The organism is Streptomyces sp. NPDC053069, assembly GCF_044546895.1.
In the GTDB taxonomy this organism is placed as follows: Bacteria; Actinomycetota; Actinomycetes; order Streptomycetales; family Streptomycetaceae; genus Streptomyces.
Genome location: NZ_JBITZN010000007.1, coordinates 455767 through 478984 on the forward strand (window position 1 = coordinate 455767; position 23218 = coordinate 478984).

The 23218-nt window shown below is 73.8% G+C and carries 20 protein-coding genes and 2 pseudogenes; 12 read left to right on the forward strand and 10 right to left on the reverse strand.

Annotated features, from left to right (window positions below; genetic code table 11):
- Window positions 1-13 precede the first annotated feature (13 nt).
- Together efeB and efeU are read right to left on the reverse strand one after the other, a co-directional pair.
- Window positions 14-1285, reverse strand: coding sequence for an iron uptake transporter deferrochelatase/peroxidase subunit (gene efeB, locus ACIGXP_RS19355; RefSeq protein WP_399769763.1), 1272 nt, complete (start codon window positions 1283-1285; stop codon window positions 14-16).
- Window positions 1286-1332: 47 nt separating this feature from the next.
- Window positions 1333-3363: an iron uptake transporter permease EfeU gene (gene efeU, locus ACIGXP_RS19360; protein WP_399769765.1), complete on the reverse strand. Its 2031-nt coding sequence runs from the start codon at window positions 3361-3363 to the stop codon at window positions 1333-1335.
- A gap of 209 nt (window positions 3364-3572) precedes the next feature.
- Here efeU and ACIGXP_RS19365 point away from each other — a divergent pair, with 209 nt between their 5' ends.
- The 4 genes and pseudogenes from ACIGXP_RS19365 to ACIGXP_RS19380 all read left to right on the forward strand — a co-directional run.
- Window positions 3573-4238: a DedA family protein gene (locus ACIGXP_RS19365; RefSeq protein ID WP_399769767.1), complete on the forward strand. Its 666-nt coding sequence runs from the start codon at window positions 3573-3575 to the stop codon at window positions 4236-4238.
- Window positions 4235-4792 carry a phosphatase PAP2 family protein gene (locus ACIGXP_RS19370; RefSeq protein ID WP_399769768.1) on the forward strand — a complete coding sequence of 186 codons (558 nt, stop codon included), beginning with the start codon at window positions 4235-4237 and terminating at the stop codon, window positions 4790-4792. The genes ACIGXP_RS19365 and ACIGXP_RS19370 overlap by 4 nt, the downstream gene beginning before the upstream one ends.
- Window positions 4789-5544: a phosphatase PAP2 family protein gene (locus tag ACIGXP_RS19375; protein ID WP_399769771.1), complete on the forward strand. Its 756-nt coding sequence runs from the start codon at window positions 4789-4791 to the stop codon at window positions 5542-5544. Before ACIGXP_RS19370 ends, ACIGXP_RS19375 begins: the two co-directional genes overlap by 4 nt.
- Window positions 5516-5587 (forward strand): annotated as a pseudogene (locus ACIGXP_RS19380) (DNA-binding response regulator); the annotation flags it as partial. The gene ACIGXP_RS19375 and the pseudogene ACIGXP_RS19380, both read left to right, overlap by 29 nt.
- 33 nt (window positions 5588-5620) lie before the next feature.
- Here ACIGXP_RS19380 and ACIGXP_RS19385 read toward each other — a convergent pair.
- The 4 genes and pseudogenes from ACIGXP_RS19385 to ACIGXP_RS19400 all read right to left on the reverse strand — a co-directional run.
- Window positions 5621-5807: pseudogene (locus ACIGXP_RS19385) on the reverse strand (hypothetical protein); the annotation flags it as partial.
- Window positions 5808-5945: 138 nt separating this feature from the next.
- Window positions 5946-6800 (reverse strand): proteasome subunit beta, encoded by an 855-nt coding sequence (gene prcB, locus ACIGXP_RS19390; protein WP_399769773.1) that lies wholly within the window; start codon window positions 6798-6800, stop codon window positions 5946-5948.
- Between the two features lie 76 nt (window positions 6801-6876).
- Window positions 6877-7824, reverse strand: coding sequence for a YbhN family protein (locus tag ACIGXP_RS19395; protein WP_399769776.1), 948 nt, complete (start codon window positions 7822-7824; stop codon window positions 6877-6879).
- Window positions 7821-9305, reverse strand: a complete 1485-nt coding sequence (locus tag ACIGXP_RS19400; protein WP_399769883.1) for a hypothetical protein — start codon at window positions 9303-9305, stop codon at window positions 7821-7823. The genes ACIGXP_RS19395 and ACIGXP_RS19400 overlap by 4 nt, the downstream gene beginning before the upstream one ends.
- A 137-nt stretch (window positions 9306-9442) precedes the next feature.
- On the opposite strand from ACIGXP_RS19400, the gene ACIGXP_RS19405 reads away from it, so the two are divergent.
- Complete coding sequence (locus ACIGXP_RS19405) at window positions 9443-9826, forward strand: BlaI/MecI/CopY family transcriptional regulator (RefSeq protein WP_363219686.1); 384 nt, start codon at window positions 9443-9445, stop codon at window positions 9824-9826.
- Window positions 9823-9999, forward strand: coding sequence for a hypothetical protein (locus ACIGXP_RS19410; protein ID WP_399769780.1), 177 nt, complete (start codon window positions 9823-9825; stop codon window positions 9997-9999). The genes ACIGXP_RS19405 and ACIGXP_RS19410 overlap by 4 nt, the downstream gene beginning before the upstream one ends.
- Window positions 10000-10112: 113 nt before the next feature.
- Here the strand turns inward: ACIGXP_RS19410 and ACIGXP_RS19415 are convergent, their stop codons facing one another.
- A complete protein-coding gene (locus ACIGXP_RS19415) occupies window positions 10113-12485 on the reverse strand; it encodes a glycoside hydrolase family 65 protein (RefSeq protein ID WP_399769782.1) in 2373 nt (790 codons plus the stop codon).
- Window positions 12482-13222: an HAD family hydrolase gene (locus ACIGXP_RS19420; RefSeq protein WP_399769785.1), complete on the reverse strand. Its 741-nt coding sequence runs from the start codon at window positions 13220-13222 to the stop codon at window positions 12482-12484. Before ACIGXP_RS19420 ends, ACIGXP_RS19415 begins: the two co-directional genes overlap by 4 nt.
- 85 nt (window positions 13223-13307) lie before the next feature.
- Here ACIGXP_RS19420 and ACIGXP_RS19425 point away from each other — a divergent pair, with 85 nt between their 5' ends.
- The 6 genes from ACIGXP_RS19425 to ACIGXP_RS19450 all read left to right on the forward strand — a co-directional run bounded on the left by ACIGXP_RS19425 (window position 13308) and on the right by ACIGXP_RS19450 (window position 20957).
- Entirely contained in the window at window positions 13308-13940 is a 633-nt protein-coding gene (locus tag ACIGXP_RS19425; protein ID WP_363219690.1) for a nucleoside/nucleotide kinase family protein, read from the forward strand.
- Between the two features lie 203 nt (window positions 13941-14143).
- On the forward strand, window positions 14144-14374 hold the full coding sequence (locus tag ACIGXP_RS19430; RefSeq protein WP_399769788.1) for a hypothetical protein: 231 nt from the start codon (window positions 14144-14146) through the stop codon (window positions 14372-14374).
- 163 nt (window positions 14375-14537) lie between these two features.
- Window positions 14538-16583, forward strand: coding sequence for a phospholipid carrier-dependent glycosyltransferase (locus tag ACIGXP_RS19435; protein ID WP_399769790.1), 2046 nt, complete (start codon window positions 14538-14540; stop codon window positions 16581-16583).
- A gap of 78 nt (window positions 16584-16661) precedes the next feature.
- Entirely contained in the window at window positions 16662-17579 is a 918-nt protein-coding gene (locus ACIGXP_RS19440; protein WP_363219692.1) for a MurR/RpiR family transcriptional regulator, read from the forward strand.
- Window positions 17580-17983: 404 nt separating this feature from the next.
- Window positions 17984-18364, forward strand: coding sequence for a hypothetical protein (locus tag ACIGXP_RS19445; protein WP_399769793.1), 381 nt, complete (start codon window positions 17984-17986; stop codon window positions 18362-18364).
- 178 nt (window positions 18365-18542) lie between these two features.
- On the forward strand, window positions 18543-20957 hold the full coding sequence (locus ACIGXP_RS19450) for a SpoIIE family protein phosphatase (protein WP_399769795.1): 2415 nt from the start codon (window positions 18543-18545) through the stop codon (window positions 20955-20957).
- Between the two features lie 376 nt (window positions 20958-21333).
- On the opposite strand, the gene ACIGXP_RS19455 is transcribed toward ACIGXP_RS19450, so the two are convergent.
- Window positions 21334-21834, reverse strand: coding sequence for a flavin reductase family protein (locus tag ACIGXP_RS19455; RefSeq protein WP_363220582.1), 501 nt, complete (start codon window positions 21832-21834; stop codon window positions 21334-21336).
- Window positions 21835-22424: 590 nt separating this feature from the next.
- Complete coding sequence (locus ACIGXP_RS19460; RefSeq protein ID WP_399769799.1) at window positions 22425-23093, reverse strand: peptidoglycan-binding protein; 669 nt, start codon at window positions 23091-23093, stop codon at window positions 22425-22427.
- Window positions 23094-23218: the final 125 nt, after the last annotated feature.

The window sequence follows — 23218 nt, forward strand, 5'->3', positions numbered from 1 at the left end:
GGGCAGGCCGGCGTCAGGCGGAGAGCATGCCCCGGCCCAGCCAGTCCGTGGTGTCCCGGACGCCGGGGAGGGCGAAGAAGTAGCCGCCGCCGGTCGGGGAGATGTAGTCGACCAGGGGCTCGTCGATCAGCCGGGTCTGCACGGCCTCGAACTGGCGCTTGACGTCCTGCTGGTAGCAGCAGAACACCAGGCCCATGTCGAGGTTGCCGACGTTGTCCACGCCCCGGTCGTAGTTGTAGCCGCGGCGCAGGATGCGGGAGCCGTCGGTCTCCGCCTTGCGGGGGTTGGCGAGGCGGATGTGGGAGTCGAGCGGGATCGCGGTGCCGTGCGGATCCTTGGCGTAGTTGGGGATGTCGGTCTCCTGGGCGCCGTCGAGCGGGGCTCCGGTGTCCTTGCGGCGGCCGAACATCTTCTCCTGCTCGCTCAGCGAGACCCGGTCCCAGAACTCGACCAGCATCCGGATGATCCGGATGACCTGGTAGCTGCCGCCCCGGGTCCAGGCCGGCTCGCCCTGGCCGTCGCCGACCCAGATCAGCTTGTCCGTCTCACGGGTGGAGGTGACGTCCGGGTTGGCGATGCCGTCCTTGAAGCCGAGCAGGTTGCGCTGGGCGCCGGTGGGGCGCGGGGCGTTCTGGAAGCCGTCGATGCGCCACTTGATCTGCATGCCGCCGCGGGTGTGCCGGGCCATGTCGCGCAGGGCGTGGAGCACGGTGTCCTGGCTCTGGGCGCAGATCTGCAGGGAGAGGTCGCCGTGGCACTCGGCGGGGTCGAGGTTGTCGTTGGGAAAGGTCCGCATCGGGGTGAGCCGGGCGGGCCTGGCCTTGGCGAGGCCGTAGCGGTCGTCGAAGAGGGAGGCGCCGACGCCGACGGTGACGGTGAGGCCGTCGGAGGGGACCTCGGGGCCGAGGATGCCGTTGTCGGAGGGCGGCGCGCCGACGCCCAGGTCGGTGGGTGCGCCGCCGGAGGTGAGGAAGCGGGCCCGCTCGGTGATGGTCCTCAGCAGGTCGGTGAGGCCCTTGCGGTCGTCGGCGATGACGTCGAGGGAGACGAAGGTGGCGGCGGCCGGTGCCGGGGTGATGATCCCGGCCTGGTGCGCGCCGTGGAAGGGGACCTTGGCGCTGCCGTCCGCATGGGTGGTGCCGGCCTGGGCCGTGCCGCCGCTCTCGCCCAGGGCGTAGCCGCCGCCGGCCAGGACCGCTCCGGCTGCACCGGCGCCCAGGGCGGTCCGCACGAAGGAGCGGCGGGCGGGGCCGGCGGGGCAGGTCGGCGTGTCGGCGGTCGGCATCGGCGGGTTCCCTTCGGGGTGCTGAGGGTGCGGGGGCGCGGTGGTCATCAGGCGGACTTCCGGATCTCGAGGAGGTCCGGGACCGGGGCGAGGTCTTCCAGCAGCTGCCCGGTGGCGCCGTCGAGGCGCTGCTTGTCGGCGGCGGCGAGCCTGTCGACGGGGGTCCAGTCGCTGCCGCGGTGGGCGGCGTCCAGGAGCTTCTGCAGGCGGGCGATGTCCGTGTCGACCGTCGGCAGCAGCCTGGGGGCGCGGGTGGTGAGCAGCGGCTTGAGGACGGCGAGCAGTTCACGGGTACCGGCGAGGTTGGCGTCGGCGGTGGCGAGACCCGTGCCGCTGCCCTCGTCGGTGTCGCCCGTCAGCTCGAACTGGAGGGTGTTCTCAAGAATCTCGTGCGCGCGCAGCGGCAGGTCGCCGGGGTCGAAGTCCTGGCTCGGGAAGGCTTTCTGCAGTCCTGCGGCGTCGGCGGCGAGCTGCCGGGCGGGGGCGGTGAGGTCCTTGGCGGACTGACCGTGCCACAGGCCGTACTCGATCCTCAGGAATCCGGTGAAGTCCTTGTCCCGCTCGCCGTCCGGCAGTCCGTCGGCGCGGCCGTCGATCTTCTGGTCGTAGTCCTCGAAGGTGCCGTAGGCGGCGCCGAGGGAGGCGTAGGTGCGGTGGGCGGTGAGCCAGTCGGTGCGGGCCTTGTCCAGGTGGCCGTGCTCGATGTCGTCGTCGAGGGTGTGCGTCTGGCTGACGAGGGTGGCGAGGCCCTGCTCGACGTACGCCTTGTACGCCTTCAGAGGTGCGGCGAGGTCCTGCTCGGAGACGGGGACGACCGGCTTGGCCGCGCCGCCGCCGCTGACGGTGACCGGCTTGGAGGTGACGGCCTTGCCGCCGGTCGGGACGCAGCGCCAGGCGTAGGTGCCGCCGGCGACGGTGGCGACGAGGTCACGGGTGGTGCCCGGGGCCAGGCCCTCGATCTCGCCGTAGACGGCGCCGGTGGACGGGTCGACCAGGTACACCTCGGAGGTCTTGCCGCCGGTGTTGTGCATCTGGAAGGTCTGCCGGCCCGGCTCGGGCGCGGTGAAGCCCTTGCCGCACTCGGTCTCGGAGACGGCGACCGTCTGGTCGCCGGCGGGCTTGGGGCGGGCGAGGGCGACGACGAGTCCGGCGATCACGACGGGTACGGCGACCACGGCGGCCGGCAGCACCCAGACCGGCCGGCGCCGTTCGGGCCGGGCGGCCTTCGGCCCGGCCGCGGGGCCTTCCTTTGCGGGCCCGGGGGCCGTGGCCCGCGCGCCGCGCACGAACAGGGTCATCACGACGGCCAGGTAGCCGACGTAGGCGACCACCTGGAGCCAGGTCATGGTCGGGGTGAGGTTGAAGACGCCCTGGACCAGGGTGCTGTACCAGGAGCCGGCGTCGACGCTGCCGGCGAGGTCGACCGCGAAGGCGGCCTTGCCGGGCAGGACGCCGCCCTCCTGGAGGTCGCGCAGGCCGTAGCCGAGGACGCCCGCGGCGATGACGATCAGTACGGCGCCGGTGGCGGTGAAGAACTTCGTCAGGTTGATCCTCAGGACGCGCCGGTACAGGCCCCAGCACAGGGCCGCCGCGAGGACGAGGCCGATGCCGGCGCCGGTCAGCGGTCCGGCCGACTCGCCGGCGGCCCGCGCGGTGGTCCACAGGAACAGGGCCGTCTCCAGGCCCTCACGGCCGACCGCGAGGAAGGAGGTGAGGATCAGCACGCCGGAGCCCATGGCGAGGGCGCCGGTCACCTTCTCCTTCAGCTCGCCGGACAGGTTGCGGGCCGAGCGGCGCATCCAGAACACCATGGCGGTGACGAACGCGACGGCGATCACGCTGAGGGTGCCGCCGAACGCCTCCTGGGCGGTCTGCGGCATGGACGCGGCGGTGAAGGTGAGCACCGCACCGAAGCTCATCGCCACGGCGACGGCGGCGAGCACACCGGTCCACACCTGGGGCAGACGGGAGCGAGCCTCGGCTCTCACCAGGGTGGCGACGAGGATGGAGACGATCAGTCCGGCTTCGAGTCCCTCCCTGAGTCCGATCAGGAAACTCGGAAACGCGTCGTCCCACATGCCCTGCTGCCCTCCCCGGCACTTAGTGAAGGCAAGCCTTACCTTCGCGGACCATCATGACGACGGCCGTGTAGTCAGCCGGTCATGAAGCGGCAATGGACGGGCAAAGGCCGGGAACCGTCGTCACTCCCGGTTCGTCAGTGGCCCGATAGAACGTCTACAAATGTGTAGTCGAATCTTGTCGTAGTCGAAGGAAAGGGCGTACGGCGATGACCGCTTCCCCCCACCTGGCGTCACAGCTCGCGGTCAATGTGCTCGACGCCCACTCGCTGCTCGCCGCCTTCGGCGCGCTCGGCGTCGGCGTGGTGCTCTTCGCGGAGACGGGCCTGCTGATCGGGTTCTTCCTGCCCGGGGACTCCCTGCTGTTCACGGCGGGACTGCTGTGCACCGGAACGTCCGACCAGGGGGTGCACCTGTCGCTCGGGCCGCTGCTCGTCGCGGCGGCCGTCGGCGCCCTGGCCGGCTCTCAGTGCGGGTTCCTGCTCGGCCGCAAGGCGGGCGGGACACTGCTGGCCCGCAGCCGGTCGGCGAAGCTGCGCGAGGGCGCGCGGCGGGCCGAGGAACTGCTGGGGCGGTACGGCCACGCGAAGGCGATCGTGCTGGCCCGGTTCGTCCCGGTGGTGCGCACGGTGCTGAACCCGATGGCGGGCGCGCTCGGCGTCCCGGCGCGGACCTTCACCCTCTGGCAGGTGGCCGGCGGACTCCTCTGGAGCCTCGGCCTGACGCTCGCCGGATACGCGCTCGGCTCCTCCATCCCGAACATCGACAAGTACCTGCTGCCGGTGATCGCGCTGATCGTCCTCGTGTCCCTGCTCCCGGTCGCCGCCGAGGTGCTGCGCTCCCGCAGGGCGGCCAAGGAAGAGGCCCGCGGATGACGTACACCCTGTCGGGCTCGTCCGTCGACGGGCCGCACGTGGTGTGGTCGGCGTACTGGGCGGCGGTGTTCGCGGTGCTGATGGCCGCGGGCTGGTGGCGGGCCCGCCGGGAGGGGGCGGCCGCGGCGATGACGGCGTTGCTGGTGCCGGTGGCGGTGGGGGCGGCGTTCGGGGTGACCGGGGCCGTGAAGCCGCCGGTGGCCGAGGACCGGCCGTGCCGCCGGCCGGCCTTGCGCACGCCGGAGGCGTGTCCCGCGCGGGGCAACTGGTCGTTCCCCGGCAATCACACCGCGATCGCGTTCGCCGCCGCGGTCGCCCTGTTCTTCGTCTCCCGGCGCCCGGGCACGGCGGCATCGGTGTGCGCGCTCGCCATGGCGGCCTCCCGGGTGTGGGTCGGGGTGCACCATCCGCGCGACGTCGTCGCGGGGGCGGCGCTCGGCGGGCTGGTGGGTCACCTCGCGACGACCGCCGTCCTGCGGCGGTGGCCGACGGGTCTCGCGGACCGGCTCTCGGGCACCTGGCTGCGTCCGCTGCTGGTGCCGGGGGCGGCATGAAGCCCGGGAGGCTCGCGGACGCGGCAGGCACGGCGGCCCTGGTCGCCTGGATGGCGTTCGCGGCGTTGACCGCGCTGGTGGTGAGCCATCAGGGTGGCCCGCTGTATCCGGACCAGGGCCTGCTGTCCTGGTCCGTCGGGCACCGTCCGCCGGTGGCGGTGGCGGTGGCCCGCGCGCTGACCGCCACGGGCACCGGTGTCGTGCCGTACGTCCTGGTGGTCCTGGCGGGACTGATCGCGGGGCACTCCGCGGGGCAGCGGCTGACGGCCGTGCCGCTCGGCGCGCTCTGCCTCGGCGCGGGCCAGGCGGTCCGGTACGGCGTGCTGGACCTGGTCGCACGGGCCCGGCCGCCGAGCCGGGACTGGCAGACCCACGCGTCCGGGTGGTCGTTCCCCTCCGGGCACACCACCACGGCCGCCCTGACGGCCGGGCTGCTGATCCTCGCCCTGTGCCTGCGCGCCCCGCGCGGCCGGACCCTGCTGTGTCTGCTGGTCGCCTGCTGGGGAGCGGGCGTCGGGCTGACCCGGGCCTACCTCGGCGTGCACTGGTTCACCGACGTGGCCGGCGGCTGGCTGTTCGCCGTCGGCTGGCTCGGCGTTCTCGGCTGCGCGGCGGCCCGGTGGCAGGCCGGGCGATACGTCCCCCGTGCCCCTCACCACGGCACGTCCCACCCGAGCGATACGGCCGACGGGCCGGTGGAGAGACATGCGCCCCAGGATCCTCATCGTCGAGGACGATCACGCCCTGCGTGACGTGCCGCGCCGTGGACTGCACGACGAGGACTTCGACACGGTCTCTCCGGCCGCTCCTCGGTGACGTCCTTGCGGGTCGCTCGGCCCGGTACCAGGTGGCGAAGACGATCACCAGGACGATCGTGAAGACGGTCGTGGTGGTCTGCAGCGCCACGCCCATGTTGTCGGTGAGGTTGTCGCTGACCAGGGTGCCGACGACGCTGATCAGCGCGACGGTGGGACCTGGTGCGGAACTGCACCACGAGCACGACCGCGAGCCGGGCACCTTGTGCCCGTGCGTGCGACGGCCCGGCGTGCCGGCGCCGGTGGCGGCGACCGTGGTCGCAGAGGTCTGTGAGGTCATGGCGCCGACGCTGCCAGGGGAGATCTGAACGCATCCTGAGCGCGGGCGCGGCGCGGGGTCAGGCCAGGGCGTGCGGTCCGTCCGGGCGGGTGGTGCGCTGTTCGACCATGTCCCGGCTGAGTTGCTCGGTCTCCGGTTCCGGGAGCCGCTCGAAGCCGTCCGCGGTGATGACGCAGACCACGGGGAAGATACGGCGGTTCAGATCGGGGCCGCCGGTGGCCGAGTCGTCGTCCGCCGCGTCGTACAGCGCCTGGAGCGCGGCGAGGGCGGCCTCGCGGCGGGTGAGGCCGGGCCGGTACAGCTTCTTCAGGGCGCCCCGGGCGTACGGGGAGCCGGAGCCCTCGGCGTAGAAGTCCTGTTTCTCGTAGAGACCGCCGGCGGCGTCGAAGCCGAAGATGCGGCCGCGTCCGCCCTCGGGCGCCGTGAGGTCGTATCCGGCGAGCAGCGGGACGACGGCGAGGCCCTGCATGGCCTGGGCGAGGTTCTGCCGGATCATGGCCGCGAGGCGGGTCGCCTTGCCGGCCAGGGTCATCGGGGTGCCCTCGATCTTCTCGAAGTGCGTGAGCTCGACCTGGTAGAGCCGCACCATGTCGACGGCGAGGCCGACGGTGCCGGCGAAGGCGACGGCCGTGAAGTCGTCGGCGGGGTGCACCTTCTCCAGGTCTCGCTGGGCGATGAGGTTGCCCATGGTGGCCCGCCGGTCGCCGGCTATGAGCACGCCGTCGCGGTAGGTGAGGGCGAGCACGGTCGTGCCGTGCGGGAATCGGTCGGGGGCCGTGCGTATCCCGTCGGGCAGCGTGCGCGCGGTGGGCAGCAGCCCGGGCCGGTGGGCGGCCAGGAACGCGGTGAAGGACGACGTCCCCGGTGTGAAGAACGCCTCGCTCGGCAGCCCCGCAGTGTCGTTCCCCGACATGTTGCTCCCCCCTCGTGTGGCGGCACGTGACATCCGACTCCTACCTGTGGCGGGCGCGCGGGAAACTCCCCGCCCCTCACAGGGCCTTGCGCCGCACCAGCACCCCGAGCACGAACAGCCCCGGCAGCAGCGGCACCCACACGGTCAGCAGCCGGTAGCCGAGCACGGCGGAGGCGGCGGCCACCGTGGGGGCGCCGGAGACGGTGAGCGCGAGGGCGAGCGCCGCGTCGAGGGAGCCGAGGCCGCCCGGGGTGGGCAGCAGTGCGGCGGCGCTGCTCGCGGCGAGGTACAGCAGGGCCACCTGGAGCGGGGGCAGCGACAGTGCGACCGCCCGGGTGACGGCGATGAGGACCAGACAGTGCAGTGCGGCGAAGGCCGCGGAGCCGCCCCACAGGGCCGCGGCGCGCAGGGGGTTGGCGTGCAGGGTGCGGATGTCGGTCAGGACGGCCGACAGAGCCCGTCGGCAGCGTCCCCACCAGGGGCTCGCCGGCAGGGCCGCGAGCAGGGCGAGACCGCCGACGGTGACGGCGAGGGCCGTGGGAGTGAGGCGCGGCAGGCGCAGCAGCCCCGGGCAGGCGGGACCGAGCACGGCGATCAGCACCAGGCGGACAGTGGCGCCGGCGGTGGCCTTGACGGCGAGGGCGCTGGCCGAACGGCCCGCGGGCAGTCCGCAGCGCATCAGGAACCGCAGGTTGACCGCCGCTGCGCCGAGCCCGGCGGGCAGCAGGTGGTTCGCCGCGGAGGCGGCGAACTGGGCGGCGACCAGCCGGCGTCCGGGCAGCCGCCGTACGACCGCGCCCTGCTGGGCGAGCGCCGAGGCCGCCCAGGTGCCGGCGGCCGCCGCCGCGCCGGCCAGCAGCCAGCCCTGGTCGGCCTCGGCCAGCCGCCAGGCACCGTTCTCCAGTGCGGGCCAGTGCCGGCGGACCAGGTACAGCGCGCCGAGCAGGACGGCGAGCAGGACGCCCGCGTGCCAGCAGGCGCGGCGCCGGCCGAGACAGACGGCGAGGTGCGCCGGTGAGGTCATCGGCCGCTCTCCGGCACGGTGAAGTACAGCCGCCCGCCGTCGAAGGGCTCGGCCGCCCAGTCGCGGGCGTATCCGGGCGGTCCGGAACCGGCGGGCACCAGTACGGCGGCCGGGATCCGCCGGACGGTACCGGCGATGCCGTTCTCGGTGCTGTTGGCGTTGTGCCCGCTCGTCGCGGCCGAGGCGCAGCCGGCGTAGAACGCGATCGGGATGGCCTCGCTGCCGGTGAGCAGACAGGGCGGGCGGACACCGAGCCGGTGCAGGGCGGCGGCCGTGCGGGACCAGCCGCGGTGCTGCGCGGTGGTGGAGGCCACCGTGTGCGTCAGCACGGCCAGTTGCACCGCGAGATGGACGGCGAGTCCCAGGGCGACGAGCGTGGCGGGGACCGGGCGCCAGGGCCGGCGCGGTGCGCCGGCCAGGTGGGCCAGGGCGTCGGCGACCGGGAGGGCTAGCAGGGCGTAGGCGGGCAGCAGGAAGCGCGGGGCCGCGTAGTCGATGAGGAACAGATAGGGAAAGGCGGCGGCCGCCGCGCAGGCGAACGGCAGCAGCGTGGCCGCCGTACGCCGGGCGCGGACGGCGACGGTCAGGCCGAGCACGGCGAGCACGGGCAGGACGAACCACCAGACGGTGACCAGCGGGTGGGGCAGGTCGCCGGTGCAGGGCCGGCACAGGGTCCGGCCGCCGAGGCTGCGCAGTTGGTCGACGACGGCGAAGTGCGCCCCGAGGCCGCCCTGGATCGCGGAGGCGTCGGCCAGTCGGCGCACCGGGCCGCCGTAGCTGACGCAGGCCTCGATCACCCACTCGGCGGCACCGGCCGTGAGCCCGGCGAGCAGCACCGCGAGGGGCCGCCAGTGGCGGCGGGCGAGGCCGAGGGCGAGCAGCGGCAGCACCGCCCAGACGGCGTCCATGGGCCGCATCCAGGCCATGAGCGCGGCACTCGCCGCCAGGCCCCAGTACGGGAAGCGCCCCCGGCCGGCGCGGGCGTGCAGGAAACAGGCGACGGCGGCCAGGGCACTCACGGCCACCCAGTAGTTGGGCATGGCCTGCGGGCCGTAGAAGAGGGTCACCCACAGGGAGGCGAACAGGGCGCCGGCGAGGGCGAGGACGCGGACCGGGAACAGGCCGCGCCAGGCGCGCAGGGCCAGGAACAGGGCGAGCCCGGACAGGACCGCGAGGTAGATCCGGAGCAGTGGCGTGGAGGACGACCAGGAGGCGACGGGCGCGACGAGCAGGGAGACGCCCCGGGCGCGGGGCGCGCTGAAGAAGGCGGCGGGGGCGTGTGCGCTGACCTGGCTGACGTAGACCGTCTCGTCCCAGCCGAGGCCCATGCCGGGCGGGACGAGGAGCAGTTGGGCCAGGGTGAAGGCCGCCGCCACGGCCGCGAGCGCGACCGTGCACCGTGTGCGCCGGGCGCCGCCGGACGTGCGGTGTGACCGCTCGCGCCGCAGCCCGGCGAGTGTGGCGTGCGCGCTGCCGGCCATCGTCACCTTCTGTCCCTCGGTGTGCGGACCCCTGTCACCCCGCAGGGAAAACATCGACAAACTATCCCAAATCCCCGAGCTCAACCGGGCGGACGACGCCATCCGGTCGACGGCACTACGCGCTGTAAGGTTGGGGCATGGCTGGCACAGGGTCCCGCGGCAGGGCGGAGCGGCGCAGCGCCGGTGCGCTGGAGAGCGAGGTCCTGGCCGCTCTCTGGGCGACCGAGCGGCCGTTGACCCCGGCGGAGATCCAGGCCGAGATCGACGGCGCACTCGCCTACAACACCGTGCACACCATCCTCAAACGGCTCTACGACAAGGGGCTGGTGCTGCGGGACGCCGACGGGCGGCGCGGCGCGTACCGCCCGGCGAAGAACGCGGCCGAGCTGACCGCCGAGGCGATGCACGAGGCCCTGGACCGGGGCCCGGACCCGATCGCCGCGCTCCAGCAGTTCGTGACCGGCCTGAGCCCCGAGGAGGAGCGGGCGCTGCGCGAGCTGCTCGCCGGAGACGGCGCATGACGTCCGACGTGTACGGCCCGCCGGCGCCGGCGCTGGCGCTGCTGCTGCTGTCGACGGTCGCGCCGCCGATCGCCCGGCGGGTCGCTCCCGCACTGAGCTTCACCGACCGGGCGGGCACCCGAGGCGGCGCGACGGGCGACCTGCTGCGGCAGCTGTCCGGCGCGCCGGACTGAAAGCGCGCTGCAGGGGCGCGAGGAACTGCGCGACCGGGCCCGACGGCGCGGCAGACGGCCGACGGCGTGTTCGGGCACTTGCGTTGCTCGGCACTCCGCGCGCAGCGCCGCGCTCAACCCCCGTTCGGCGCCCGATGCAGCGGCTGCTCCGGCGTGGGGCGGCGGACGACCGGTGGCACGGCCCGCACGGCCGGTTCCTCGGTGTCCACCGTGAGCGGCTCGCCATGGTGGCGCAGGCTCAGCGGCGGCCCGTCCAGCAGCGCGTACGTCACCTTGTCCGCGCCGATCTCCACGCGCAGCCGCCGGCCACGGAACTCGACGTTGAAGGCGAGCCGGCTCAGCCGCTCGGGCAGGCGCGGCGCGAACCGCAGGCTCTCGCCGTCGCGGCGCATCCCGCCGAAGCCCGCCACCAGTGCCATCCAGGTACCGGCGAGCGAGGCGATGTGCAGCCCGTCGCGGGTGTTGTGCTCCAGGTCCTGCAAGTCCATCAGCGCCGCCTCGGTGGTGTAGGCCCAGGCGAGGTCGAGATGGCCCACCTGGGCGGCGATGACGGCCTGGCAGCAGGCCGACAGGGAGGAGTCCCGGACGGTCAGCGGCTCGTAGTAGGCGAAGTTCCGGGCGATCTGCTCCGCACCCTCCGCGCCCTCCTTGCCGTACCCCTTCTCGAAGAAGTCGCCGCAGGTGTACATGGCCAGCACCAGGTCGGCCTGCTTGACGACCTGCTTGCGGTAGAGGTCGAAGTAGGGGAAGTGCAGCAGCAGCGGGTACTGGTCGGCGCGGGTGCCGGCGAAGTCCCAGCGCTGGTAGCGGGTGAACCCGGCGTGCTGTTCGTGGACGCGCAGTTCGTCGTTGTACGGGATGTGCATCGCCTCGGCGGCGTCCCGCCAGGACGCGGTCTCCTCCTCGTCCACGCCGAGCCGGTCCGCCTCACGCGGGTGGCGTTCGGCGGCGTCGGCCGCGGCGAGCAGGTTCTGCCGGGCCATGAGGTTGGTATAGGTGTTGTCGTCGGCGACCGCGCTGTACTCGTCGGGGCCGGTGACGCCGTCGATGTGGAAGACGCCGCGGGTGTCGTGGTGGCCCAGCGAGCGCCACAGCCGGGCCGTCTCCACCAGCAGTTCCACACCGGCCTCACGCTCGAAGGCGGTGTCGCCGGTGGCCTCGACGTACCGGATCACGGCGTCGGCTATGCCGGCGTTCACATGGAAGGCGGCGGTGCCGGCCGGCCAGTACGCCGAGCCCTCCGGTCCGGCGATGGTCCGCCAGGGGAACGCGGCGCCGCCGAGCCCCAGTTGGGCCGCGCGTTCGCGGGCCTCGTCGAGGGTGTTGTACCGCCAGCGCAGCGCCTCGGCGACGGCCGCGGGCGCGGTGTGGGTGAGGACGGGCAGCACGAACATCTCGGTGTCCCAGAAGGCGTGCCCGTCGTAGCCGGAGCCGGTCAGGCCCTTGGCGGGTATGGCGCGCTGCTCGGCGCGCGCCCCCGCCTGCAGCACATGGAACAGCGCGAAGCGGACGGCCTGCTGCACCTCCTCGTCGCCCTCCACCTCGACGTCGGCGCGGGCCCAGAAGTCGTCCAGGCAGGCCCGCTGGTCCGCCAGCAGGCCCTGCCAGCCGTCGTGCGCGGCGGCGGCGAGCGCGGCGTCGACCTGGTCGGCCATCGCGGGCAGCGAACGGGTGCCGGACCAACCGTGGGCGACCAGCTTCTCGACCCGCAGTGTCTGCCCGGGTTCCAGCACCGAGGTGACGGTCAGCCGGGCCACGTCGCTGCCGCTCTCGCTGCGGGTGGTGGTGCGCTCCGGGCCGCTGACGACGTGGTCCGCGGCCACGGCCACCCTCAGGCCGCTGCGCCGGGTGCGGTGCACCAGCCGCAGCCGGCTGCCGGAGGCGAAGTGGTCCTCCTGCTCCAGCGGCGACTGCAGCGCCACGGCCGCGCGCGGGTCGCCGTCGGACTCGGGCAGGGACTCGTTGGCGACGAGCTCAGACTGGATCACCACCCGGCTGCGGCCGCCGACGGCCTCCACTTCGTAGGCGATCGCGGCCACCGCGCGCTGGGTCAGCGACACCAGCCGGGTCGAGCGCACCCGGACCGTGGAGCCCGCCGGGGAGGTCCACTCGCAGGTCCGCTCCAGGACCCCGCGGCGCAGGTCCAGGACCCGCTCGTGCGAGACGAGCCGGCCGTAGCGCAGGTCGAACGGCTCGTCGTCCACGAGCAGTCGGACGATCTTGCCGTTGGTGACGTCGATGACGGTCTGGCCCGACTCCGGGTAGCCGTAGCCGGCCTCCGCGTACGGCAGCGGATGCACCTCGTGGACGCCGTTGAGGTAGCTGCCGGGAAGGCCGTGCGGTTCGCCCTCGTCGAGGTTTCCGCGCCAGCCGACATGGCCGTTGGACAGCGCGAACACCGACTCGCTCTGGGCGAGGACGTCGAGGTCGAGGGCGGTCTCCCGGACGGCCCACGGTTCGACGGCGTACGACCGGTCGGTGATCACTGCTTGCCTCCCAGCTCGGCGAGATCCTTGACGACGACGCTCGCGCCGTGGGCGTACAGCGCGTCGGTCTGCCCGACCCGGTCCACGCCGACGACGTATCCGAAGCCGCCCGCGCGGCCCGCGTCCATGCCGGCCAGCGCGTCCTCGAAGACGGCGGCCCGCTGCGGCTCGACGCCCAGGTCACGGGCGGCGGCGAGGAACGTGTCGGGGTGCGGCTTGCCCGGCAGGTGCCGTTCGGCGGCGATCACGCCGTCGATCCGTACGTCGAAGAAGTGCTCGGCGCCGACCGAGCGGAGCACGTCCTGGCAGTTGGCGCTGGAGGAGACGATCGCCGTGCGCAGCCCCTCGGCGCGGACCGCCGCCAGATAGCGCAGGGTGCCCTCGTAGGCCTCGACCCCGCCGGTGCGGATCTTCTCCAGCAGCAGGACGTTCTTGCGGTTGCCGAGGCCGTGCACGGTCCGCGTGTCCGGTGGGTCACCGGGGGTGCCCTCGGGCAGGTGGATGCCGCGCGAGTCGAGGAAGGCGCGGACGCCGTCGGCGCGGGGACGGCCGTCGACGTACTCGTCGTAGTCGGCGACCGGGTCGAACGGCCGTCCGCGCTCCCCCTCGTAGTCCCGCAGGAACGCGTCGAACGTCTCCTTCCAGGCGGCCGCGTGCACGACGGCCGTCCGGGTGACGACCCCGTCGAGGTCGAAGAGACAGGCCTGGATTCCGTCGGGGAGACCGAGCTGAGTCATACCCAGCACTGTTCCCCGTGCGGCACCGTCCAGTGAGTGGCGCACGCCACACAGCGCGCGCGTTCCTGGTGACACACTCTGCTGTGTGCCGCTGACCTTCGACGATCTCCTCGCCCGTGCCCGCGCACTCCCCCGGGACGGCCGGCGCGCCCTGCTCGGCATCACGGGCAGCCCCGGTGCGGGCAAGAGCACCCTCGCCGAGCATCTGGTGCGCGCCCTGAACGCCGACGGGCCGCCTTGGGCGGCGCATGTCCCCATGGACGGCTTCCACCTCGCCGACGCCGAACTCGACCGGCTCGGCCGCCGGGCCCGCAAGGGGGCGCCGGACACCTTCGACGCGGCCGGGTACGCGGCACTGTTGCGGCGGTTGCGCGAGGACACCGACGAGGTGGTGTACGCGCCCGGGTTCGAGCGGGTGCTGGAGCAGCCGATCGCGGGCGCGATCCCGGTGCCGCCGACGGCCCGGCTGGTGGTGACCGAGGGCAACTACCTTCTGCTGACGGACGGTTCGTGGGCGCGGGTGCGGCCGTGCCTGGACGAGGTGTGGTTCTGCGAGGCGGACGAGGACGAGCGGATCCGCCGACTGGTCGCCCGGCACGAGGAGTTCGGCAAGGATCACGAGCGGGCCGTGGCCTGGGTCCAGGGCACGGACCAGCGCAACGCCGAACTGGTGGCGATGACGCGGGGGCGGGCGGACCTGGTGGTACCGGTCGCCTGAACGCCCCGAAGGGCACGTTCGCGTGCTTTGGTCGCCCCGCGTCCACCCCCGGCCACGTGCAGATCACCGGGGGCTGCGCGACACGGCACCGGTCCCCTGACGCTGACCGGCCGCAACCGGTACACCGGCGGGACGGTGCCGGTCGCGGGCTCCGCGGACGCCCTGGCGCACGGGGACGCGCGGGTCACGGGCGGCACGCGGCGGTGGCCGAGCGGCTGCGGGTGCGCGGCTCGTACGCGCAGGACGCGGACACGCTGGAGGTCACCCTGCGCGTCGGCCGCACGGCACCGCTGACGGTCCGGCACCTCGCCGTGCCGGGCGAATCGGCGGTGCCGTCCCTGCGGCTCGACGCCGAGGGGCCGCGGACGGGGGGAGCACCCTGCCGGCGCCGGACGCGTCCCGGCTGCGCGGCCGGTTCACCCGGATCGAGGTGAACTCCGACCGGTTGCGGGCCGTACCCGTGTACACGGCGGAAGGTCTGCCGGTACGACTCGTGGAGCGGTGACGCCTCCGGCGGCGGGAGCGGTGCGACAGTAGGGCCATGATCCGGCCCGCTGCCGTTCCCGCCGGCCCTCGGCCGGTGCCACCGCGGGGCGGATGATGACGCGCGCACAGCATCTGGTTCTCACCCGGGAGGCCCCGGCCGAGGAGCCGTCACGGCCGGCCCCCGTCCGCCCGTACGCCCGGCTGCGCCGCCACCGGCGGTGGCTGGTGCCGCTGCTGGCCGCGCTGCTGCTCGTGCAGATGGCCGCGGCGATGGTCACCACGGCCGTCCAGCAGACCCCGACGATCGACGAGCCGGTGTACGTCGCTACGGCCACCGACTATCTGCGTGAGCACCGGATCCGCTACAACCCCGAGCACCCGCCGCTCGGCAAGCTGCTCATCGCGGCCGGTGTGGCGGTGGCGGACCCGCACTACGACCCGTCGTACACCGGCACTCAAGGGGACGTGGGCCGGCATCTGCTGTACGAGTCCGGCAACGACCCCTGGCGGGTGATGTTCTGGTCCCGGCTGCCGGTGATCGTGCTGACGCTGCTGTTCGGGCTGGTCGCGTTCGCGTTCGCCCGTGAGCTGACGGGCACGGCGGGCGGTCTGCTGACGCTCGCGCTGTACGCCTTCTCGCCCGACCTGATCGCGCATGGCTCGCTGGCCACGCTGGACGTGCCGATGGCCGGGTTCGTCCTGACGTCGGCCTGGCTGGTGTGGCGGGCCCGGCGGCGGCCCCTGCCGTACCTGCCGCTCGCCGGCGCGGCCCTCGGCGCAGCCGTCACCACCAAGATGAGCGCACTGCCGGCGGTACCGGTACTGATGGGCCTGGCCGCGCTGTCCGTCCTCACCGCGAGCCGGGGACCGCAGGCGCCACCGGGCAGACCGGACACGGACACCGACCTGGGACCACAGGTTCCGCCGACGGACGCGCCGGGCACCGGCACCGTCCAGGAGCGGCAGTACCCGCCAGGCGGTCCGCACACGAGCGCCGACCGGGGACCACAGGCCCCGCCGGGCGACGTGCACACGGGCACCGGCCGAAGACCGCTGGTTCCGCCGGGCAGGCCGGACGTCGGCACGGGGCGGGGACGGCAGCTGCTCTCCGCACTCGCGGGCGCGGTCGTCGAGCACCGACGCAAGGCCCTGCCCACCCTCCCGACCACGGCCGACGCTCACCACCACACGCCCCTGCCCACCCTCCCGAGACCGGCCGGCGGGCGGGGGCGGAAAGCGCTGTCGGCGCTCGCAGGGGCGGGCATCGTGCTGGTCGTGGCGGTCGGTGTCGTCTGGGCCGCGTATCTGGCCGTCGATCCGCGGCTGCGGTTCACGCCCGCCGAGCCCGTGCCGGTCCTGCACGGCCTGCGTGGGCGCCTGGTGGACCTGCTGCCGGTGCCGGGCGCGTACCGGGCCGGGATGCGGGTGCAGTTCGGGCTGGAGTACCAGCCGTGGCAGGGCTATCTGTTCGGGCACCTGTACACCGGCGCGCTCTGGTACTACCTGCCGGCCGCCCTGCTGGTGAAGACGCCGCTCGGGCTGCTGGCGCTGGGCGCGGCCGGTGCCGTGACGGTCGTGGCACTGCGGCGGCTGCGGCCCGCCGCGCCGTATCTGCTGCTGCCGCCCGGGGTGCTGCTCGCGGCGGCCATGACGGGGTCGCGGGACTTCGGGACGAGGTACGCGCTGTTCGTGCCGGTGTTCCTCGCGGTGGCGGGGGCCTGTGTGCCGCGGACCGGACGGCGGTGGACGGCAGCCGCGACGGCCGTTCTGGTGCTGTGCACGGCCGCGAGTTCGGCGCGGACGTTCCCGTACTACCTGCCGTACTCCAACGAGGCGTTCGGCGGCCCGGCGAACACCCATCGGCTGCTGCACGACTCCAACGTCGACTGGGGACAGGACCTGGGCCGGCTCGCCGACCGGCTCCGGCAGCGGTATCCGGGCGAGCGGGTGTGGCTGGTGTACAAGGGCAGTGGCGTGCCGTCGTACTACGGCATCCACGCCGCCGATCCGCGCACCGTACCGCCGGATCGGGTGCACGGGCTGCTGGTGGTGTCGGACTCCGCGCTCGCCAAGGCGCGCGGACGGCTCGCCGAGCTGGTCGAAAGCAGCAGGCCGACCGGTGCGGTGGGGCATTCGATCAGCCTCTTCCGGCGCTGAAACCTCCTGCTCAAGCCCCTGTTCACCACAGTCGGTGAGCTATGTTGAGTGCTTGTGGCAGACAAAGGAGGCGGACCGGTGCCCTCGCCGCAGCAGGCCCGCGCGCAGGCGTCAGCGATCACCTCGGGCAAGGCCGTGCCCGAGGCCGAGGCCGCACCGACCTCCCGGCTCAGGGAACTCTTCGACGGCCCGCGTCTGTCGCCGGGCCAGCGGCGCATCGCCCAGTACCTGATCGAGCACATCACCGAGGCCGCGTTCCTGTCCATCACCGAGCTGGCCGACCGGGTCGGGGTCAGCCAGCCCTCCGTCACCCGCTTCGCCGCCGCCGTCGGCTTCAGCGGTTACCCCGCGCTGCGCGAGAAGCTCCAGGCGATCGCGCTGAGCACCCTGGCCGGCGGTCCGGGCGAGGAGGACCGGGCCAACGAACTGCAGGCGGCCGTCGACGCCGAGATCGAGAACCTGGAGAATCTGCGGCGCGACTTCGCCGACCCCAACCGGGTCATCCAGGTCGGCCGCGAACTGTCCCGCTCCACCCCGCTGACGGTGCTGGGCCTGCGCATCTCCGAGTCGCTGGCCGAGTACTTCGGTTACGCCGCCCGCCGGATCCACCCCGATGTGCGGCTGGTCACCCGGGGCGGCAGCGTGGCCTACGACGCGCTGCTCCAGTGCCGCGAGGCCGGCGGCACGTGGGTGCTGGCCTTCGCCATGCCCCGGCACTCCCAGGAGACGCTCCAGGCGGTCCGCGTGGCGCGCGGCGCCGGTCTGAAGGTCGCTCTGGTGACCGACCTGGCGCTCGGGCCGCTGGCCGACGAGGCCGATGTCACCTTCGCCACCGGCACCGGCTCACGGCTGGTGTTCGACTCCTACGCCGCGCCCGGCTTGATGGCGGCCGCGCTGCTGCAGGCCATGACCGACGCCGACCCGGAACGCACCCAGGCCCGTCTGGAGAAGTACGAGCAGCTCTCCGACCAGCATCAGTTCTTCATGAAGGACTGAACCCAGCAGTTCGTGCGCCTGTGCGCCGGGTGTCGTGAAGATCTTGCGGTCCACCTGCCATGGACGGGGATCTTCCACGACAAATCACGCATGAATGTTTTCATACGTCTTGCAAAGCGAACGGTATATATAAATACTTCACCCGCGGACTCACCGCTTGCACACCGCCCCGAGAAAGCCGACGGACCGCCCATGCGTACGCACGTCCCCACGCAGCGCAGGTTCCCGACACCCGGGGTCCCCGCACGGACACCCCCAGCCGCCGTCCCCTACCCACGTCGGCGCGGGGGGTGTACCGGGGCGTGTCGTCTGCGCGACGCGCCCGTGGCGGCCCCGGCCATCCCCTAGGCCGGGGCCGCCCCGCACCCGTCGGACCACCCTCACGACGCCGCCCACCGGAAGCGATGATCATGCCTCTGACCAGCACCCGTATCAGCCACGACTGGCCCTGTCAGGTCAAGACGCCGGGCTCGTACGACTGGGAGCGCTCGGCGGCCAAGTGGCTGCGCGAGCTGATCCCCGCGCGCTACGCCAGCTATCCGGCCCTCATCCGCCACCCCGTCCTGCTCGCCCGGCACGCCCAGCTGCAGGTCCAGCAGGAGATCCGGGTGGCCAGGACCGCGCTGCAGACCGCACGGGCCGAGCTGCCCATGCTCGGACTGCCCGAGTCGGTCATCGAGCACACGATCAAGCTGTACGCCGCAGAAGTCCTGCAGCTGCAGCACATCGCCCGCAGCGTCCGCGCGGTCAGCCAGGCCCTGGCCGCCAGGGGCACGGGCCGCTGATCCGCGGCCCGTCCCGCCCCGCCGGACAACGGCGTGCCACGGTTCGCATCCTTTCGTGCGAGCGGCCTCCGGGTGCCGCCCGGCGTCCGCGGCAGTCCCCGTACGACCCGATGCTGCGCAGCCCGTGTCAAGCCCATCGGAATCCGGACCCGGCAGACGAGTGATCGAAGGCGTCCGAATGTGCCATGCTCGTCGCGTGACGAGCGAGCCCGTGCACCCCACCGGCGCCGATCCGGCGGCGCTGGCCAAGATCGTGGCGCGGCAGCGCGCGGAGCTGGAACGGCTTCGGGACCTGGCCGCCACCTCGGCGGTCCTGGAGCGGGCCAAGGGCGTGCTGATGGCCGTCACCGGGTGTACTGCGCAAGCCGCGCACGAGGATCTGCTGCAGCGGGCCGCGGACGGCAACCGCACGCTCCTCGAACAGTGCTGGCTCACCCTGGGCGCCCTGCCGCCTCCGAAGGAGCAGCCGCTCGCCCCGCGGCCGGCCGCCGGCACCTGGCAGGTCGCGCCCACCGGCACGGTGGAGCTGGCGAAGATACTCGGACACATCGGCCGGGACCTGGTCCGCGTCGGCACACCGCACGAGCTGGCCCAGTGCCTGCTGGACCACGTCGCGCCCGAGACGGACGCCGACGCCGTGATGCTGTACGAGCGGCTTCCCGAGGGCGGCCTCGAACTGATCGGCCATGCGGGCATCGACGCGACCCTCGCCACGCAGTGGCGATACGTGCCCCCGGTGACCGGTGTGGTCCCGCTCGACGCCCTGCGGTCCGGCGAGCCGCAGTGGCTGGAGGACCTCGTCGCGGCGGGCGACCGGCTCCTGCTGCTCGGGGAGTCACCGGAGCGCTGGCCCAGCCGGGCCTGGCTGCCCGTGCCGGTCGGGGACAGCGCAGGTGTCGCCCTCGGTGTGCTGCGCCGGCGAGGCGGGCCGTTCGTGCCGCGGGAACGCGAGCTGCTGCGGGCCGTGGCCCGGCTGTGCGCGGGCCGGCTGCGCGCCTTCGACTCCTCCCAGGAGCGCGTGGGTGACGGTGTCACCCAGACCGTGCAGGCGGTGTTCGACGCGCTGCCGGGCGCGGCGATCCTGCTGACGCCGCTGCGCGCCGCAACCGGAGAGGTGGAGGACTACCGGATCGAGGCCGCCACCCCGGAGGCGGTCGACGTGTTCGGCCGGACCGGCCGGCAGATGCTCGGCAGACACGTCCTGGAGAGCTACCCGTCCGTCGCGGGAGAGCCGCTGTGGCACGGCTATCTGGAGGCCCTGCAGACGGGAGTGCCGTTCGAGAGCGAGCCGTTCGTGTACCAGGACGTGGTCGGCGAGGTGCCCGTGACCGCCACCTACTCGGTGCGGGCCGCGCCGCTGGGTGAGGGCCTGCTGGTCACCTGGCTGCGGCACGACTCCCCGGAGCGGCAGGAGCAGCGCCTGTTCGACGTGCAGCGGCTCGGCAACCTCGGCTGGGCCAACTGGAACCTGATCACCGAGGAGATCTCCTGGTCCGACCAGACGTACGCCGTCCTCGGCCGGGACCCCGAGCAGCCGCCGCTCGGTCTCGAACAATTGCCGGACCTGGCCCTGCCGGAGGACACGGGCCCGCTCACCCACGCGATCGCCGAACTGGTCCGCCACGCCCGGCCGTTCGATGTGCCGTTCCGCATCGACACACCCGGGGGTGTCCGGCACCTGCGGCTGGTCACGGAGGCCGTCACTGCGCCGGACGGCACCACGGTCGAGGTGCACGGCTTCGTCCAGGACCTCACCCCGCAGCGCAGCGCGGAACTGGCGCTGGTGGAGAGCGAGCGGGCGATGCTGCTGCAGCGCGGGATTCTGCAGGCCGAACGGGCCCTGGCCGCCCGGCTGCAGCACGCCCTGCTGCCCCTGCCGAGCAAGCCGGTGCGGCTGGCGGGGCTGCGCGTCGAGGTGGCGTACCTGCCCGCGCAGTCCGGTATCCACGTCGGCGGCGACTGGTTCAGCGCCATCGAACTGCCCGACGACGACGCGTTGTTCGTGATCGGTGACGTAGCAGGTCACGGCATCGGCGCCGTGGCCACGATGGCCCAGCTCAGATTCACCGCGAAGGGCATGGTCACCACCGGCTCCTCGCTGACGGGCGCGCTGACACGGCTCAACTACCTGCTGCTGCACTCCCGCGACACCCAGACCACCGCCACCCTGGTGCTCGCTCGGTACAACCCCCGCCGGCACGTCCTCGCCTGGGCGCAGGCCGGTCATCTGCCGCCGCTGCTCGTGCGCCACGGCGAGGTGCACTGCCTCGACCGGCCCGGCGGCATGCTGCTCGGCGCGACCGCGGCCCCCGCGTACGAGTCGGCGGAACTCCACCTGGAGCCCGGGGACCGGCTGCTGCTGTACACCGACGGCCTGGTCGAACGCCCCGGCGAGGGCCTCGACAACGGCCTGGAACGGCTGGCCGAGGCGGTGCGCGCCCAAGGCTGTGGCGAGTCGGGCTCCCTGGAGGCCCTGCTCGCCACCATGCTCGCGGACGAGCGGCGGGACGACGTGTGCGTGCTGGACATCAGAATGCCGTTGGAGGGCGTGACGGACGGCGCGGAGGCGCCGGACACGGAGACGGACGCGTAGGACGCGGTGGCGGTCCGGGGTGCCGGGCCCGTGTGAGTGTTTCCGGGTGGGCGGAGCCCGTGTCAGGGCTCTGGGGCGCGGGGCGGCGTCGGCGCGCGGGGCGGCGGAACAGTGTCGGGTCCGGGTGGCGAGCCGGTGCCCGTCGTCCGTCAGTCGTCGTCACGGTGGCGCCAGTACCAGCACAGGCCGACGACCAGCGCCAGCAGAAAGACGGCGGGCACGAGCAGGCCCGGGATGCGGGAGCCGGTCATCGGGCTGGCCTTCGGTCGTGGTACGGCGGAGCGCGCGACCGTCGGCCGCGGGCTGACCAGGATGAGGCCGGGCCGCCGCTCCCGCCGGCATCTTTCCCGAAGCGTTGCGCGACGTTCGAATCCGGTCAGTCCACGGGGTGACCGGCGTCGATGCCGGCCGCGTCGGACAGCCGCAGCAGCGGGCCGTCCCTCCCCTCGCCCCACTCCACCGGGTCCAGGACGAAGCCGACGTGGTCGCCGCCGTCGGTGCGGTGCAGGATGGTGCCCGTGAACCAGGCCGCCGCCTGGCGGAGGACCACCGCGCCGCCGTACCCCTCGGCCCAGTCCACGCGCGCGAACTTGTCGATCTCGTCGCCGGTCTCGCCGCCGAAGAGTTCCGCCAGGTCCCGCTGGTCGCGGGTGATCAGGTGGACGGCGAGGTGCTGCGCGGCCCGGGCGACCCGGTAGGTGTGGTTGGCCTTGGACAGCCAGACGGCGAACCGGGGCGGCCGGATGGAGCACTGCGAGGCGAAGCCGACCAGACACCCGGCCCGCTCACCGTCGGCCACGGCCGTGACCACGCACATGTCGGGGTTCAGCCTGCCGAAGAATCCGTCCATGCCGGCCGTGTCGGCCCGTCCGGCCATGCGCGCCCGGCTGCCCCCCGACCCGCCGCTCGCCCCTCCACCCGGATCCGTCCCGCCACCCGCGTCGGTCCGGCCGCCCGGGTCCGCCCCGCCACCCGGGTCCGCCGGGCCACCCGCATCCACGCCGCCACCCAGGTCCGCCCCACCACCCGCATCCGTCCGGCCACCCGGATCCGTTCCGCCGCCCGAGTCCGCCCCTCCACCCGGGTCCGCCGGGCCACCCGCATCCGCCCCGCCACCCAGGTTCGCCACGCCACCCGCATCCGTTCCACCGCCCGCGTCGGTCCAGCCGCCCAGGTCCGCCCCTCCACCCGGGTCCGCCACGCCGCCCGCGTCGGTCCGGCCGCCCGGGTCCGCCCCGCCACCCGGGCCCGTCCAGCCGCCCAGGTCCACCCCTCCACCCGGGTCCGCCACGCCACCCGCATCCGTTCGGCCGCCCGGGTCCGCCACACCGCCCAGGTCCGCCCCCTCGCCTCTCGTGCCGTCCACGTCCGCCATGGCCTGCGCTCCCGTCCGCCGCTCCGGTCCGGCCTCGGCTCACGTGGCGAGGGCCGGGTGCGGCCCGCGCTGCCCGGTGTTCCGCGTGCCGCTCACGCATCGTCGCCGGGGCCGGTCCGCGACTCAAGCGCGCGGCGCGTGTCGTCGCCGTAGACGCCGGTCTCGTCGCCGCTGATGCCGTACCAGAGCTGGAACCGGGCCACGGCCGCGGTGAGGGTCGCGTCGTAGGTGCCGCCGGCCGAGCCGTCGCGATAGACGTCCGGGACGCGCAGCAGGCGTCGCTGCAGGTCGGTGACCTCGGGGCCGGTGTCGCCCTGGCGGAGGGTGCCGGGGCCGTCGGGATCGGTGGTGGCGGTGGCTGCGGGGGGCGGGGTGGGGGTGGGTGTCGGTGCCGGCGGGGTGGCGGGCGGTGATGCCGTGGCCGCCGGCTGGGGCGGATGCGCGCTCGCGGCGGCCTCGTGCCGCACGGGGAGCAACAGGGCACAGCCGAAGCCGAGGAGTGCGGCGGCTGCCAGGGCCCCGGCGACGACCGGCAGACGCAGACCGCGGCTCGGGCCTGCGGCACCGGGAGGGACGGGCGCCGGCACTACGGGCGGCAGCTCCTGTGTCCTGGCCTCGTCGGTGGGCGCCGCTCGCGCCGGGCCGGTCTCCATCTCGCGCATGAGCTCCGCGAGGGCGTCGAAACTGCGGAGCCGCACCACCCGGACGGGTTCCAGGATCCGTCCGGGATGCGGCCGTTCAGGTTCGAGCGGTGTCGGCACCTGGCTCTCCTTCCGTCCCGTACGGACGGGACTCCCGAGCTACCCGTGCTCAGATACGGTCCGGACGACACCCCCGTTCAAGCGCGCGGCCCACTCCGCCGAACGGCCTCCGGTCACCCCATCGA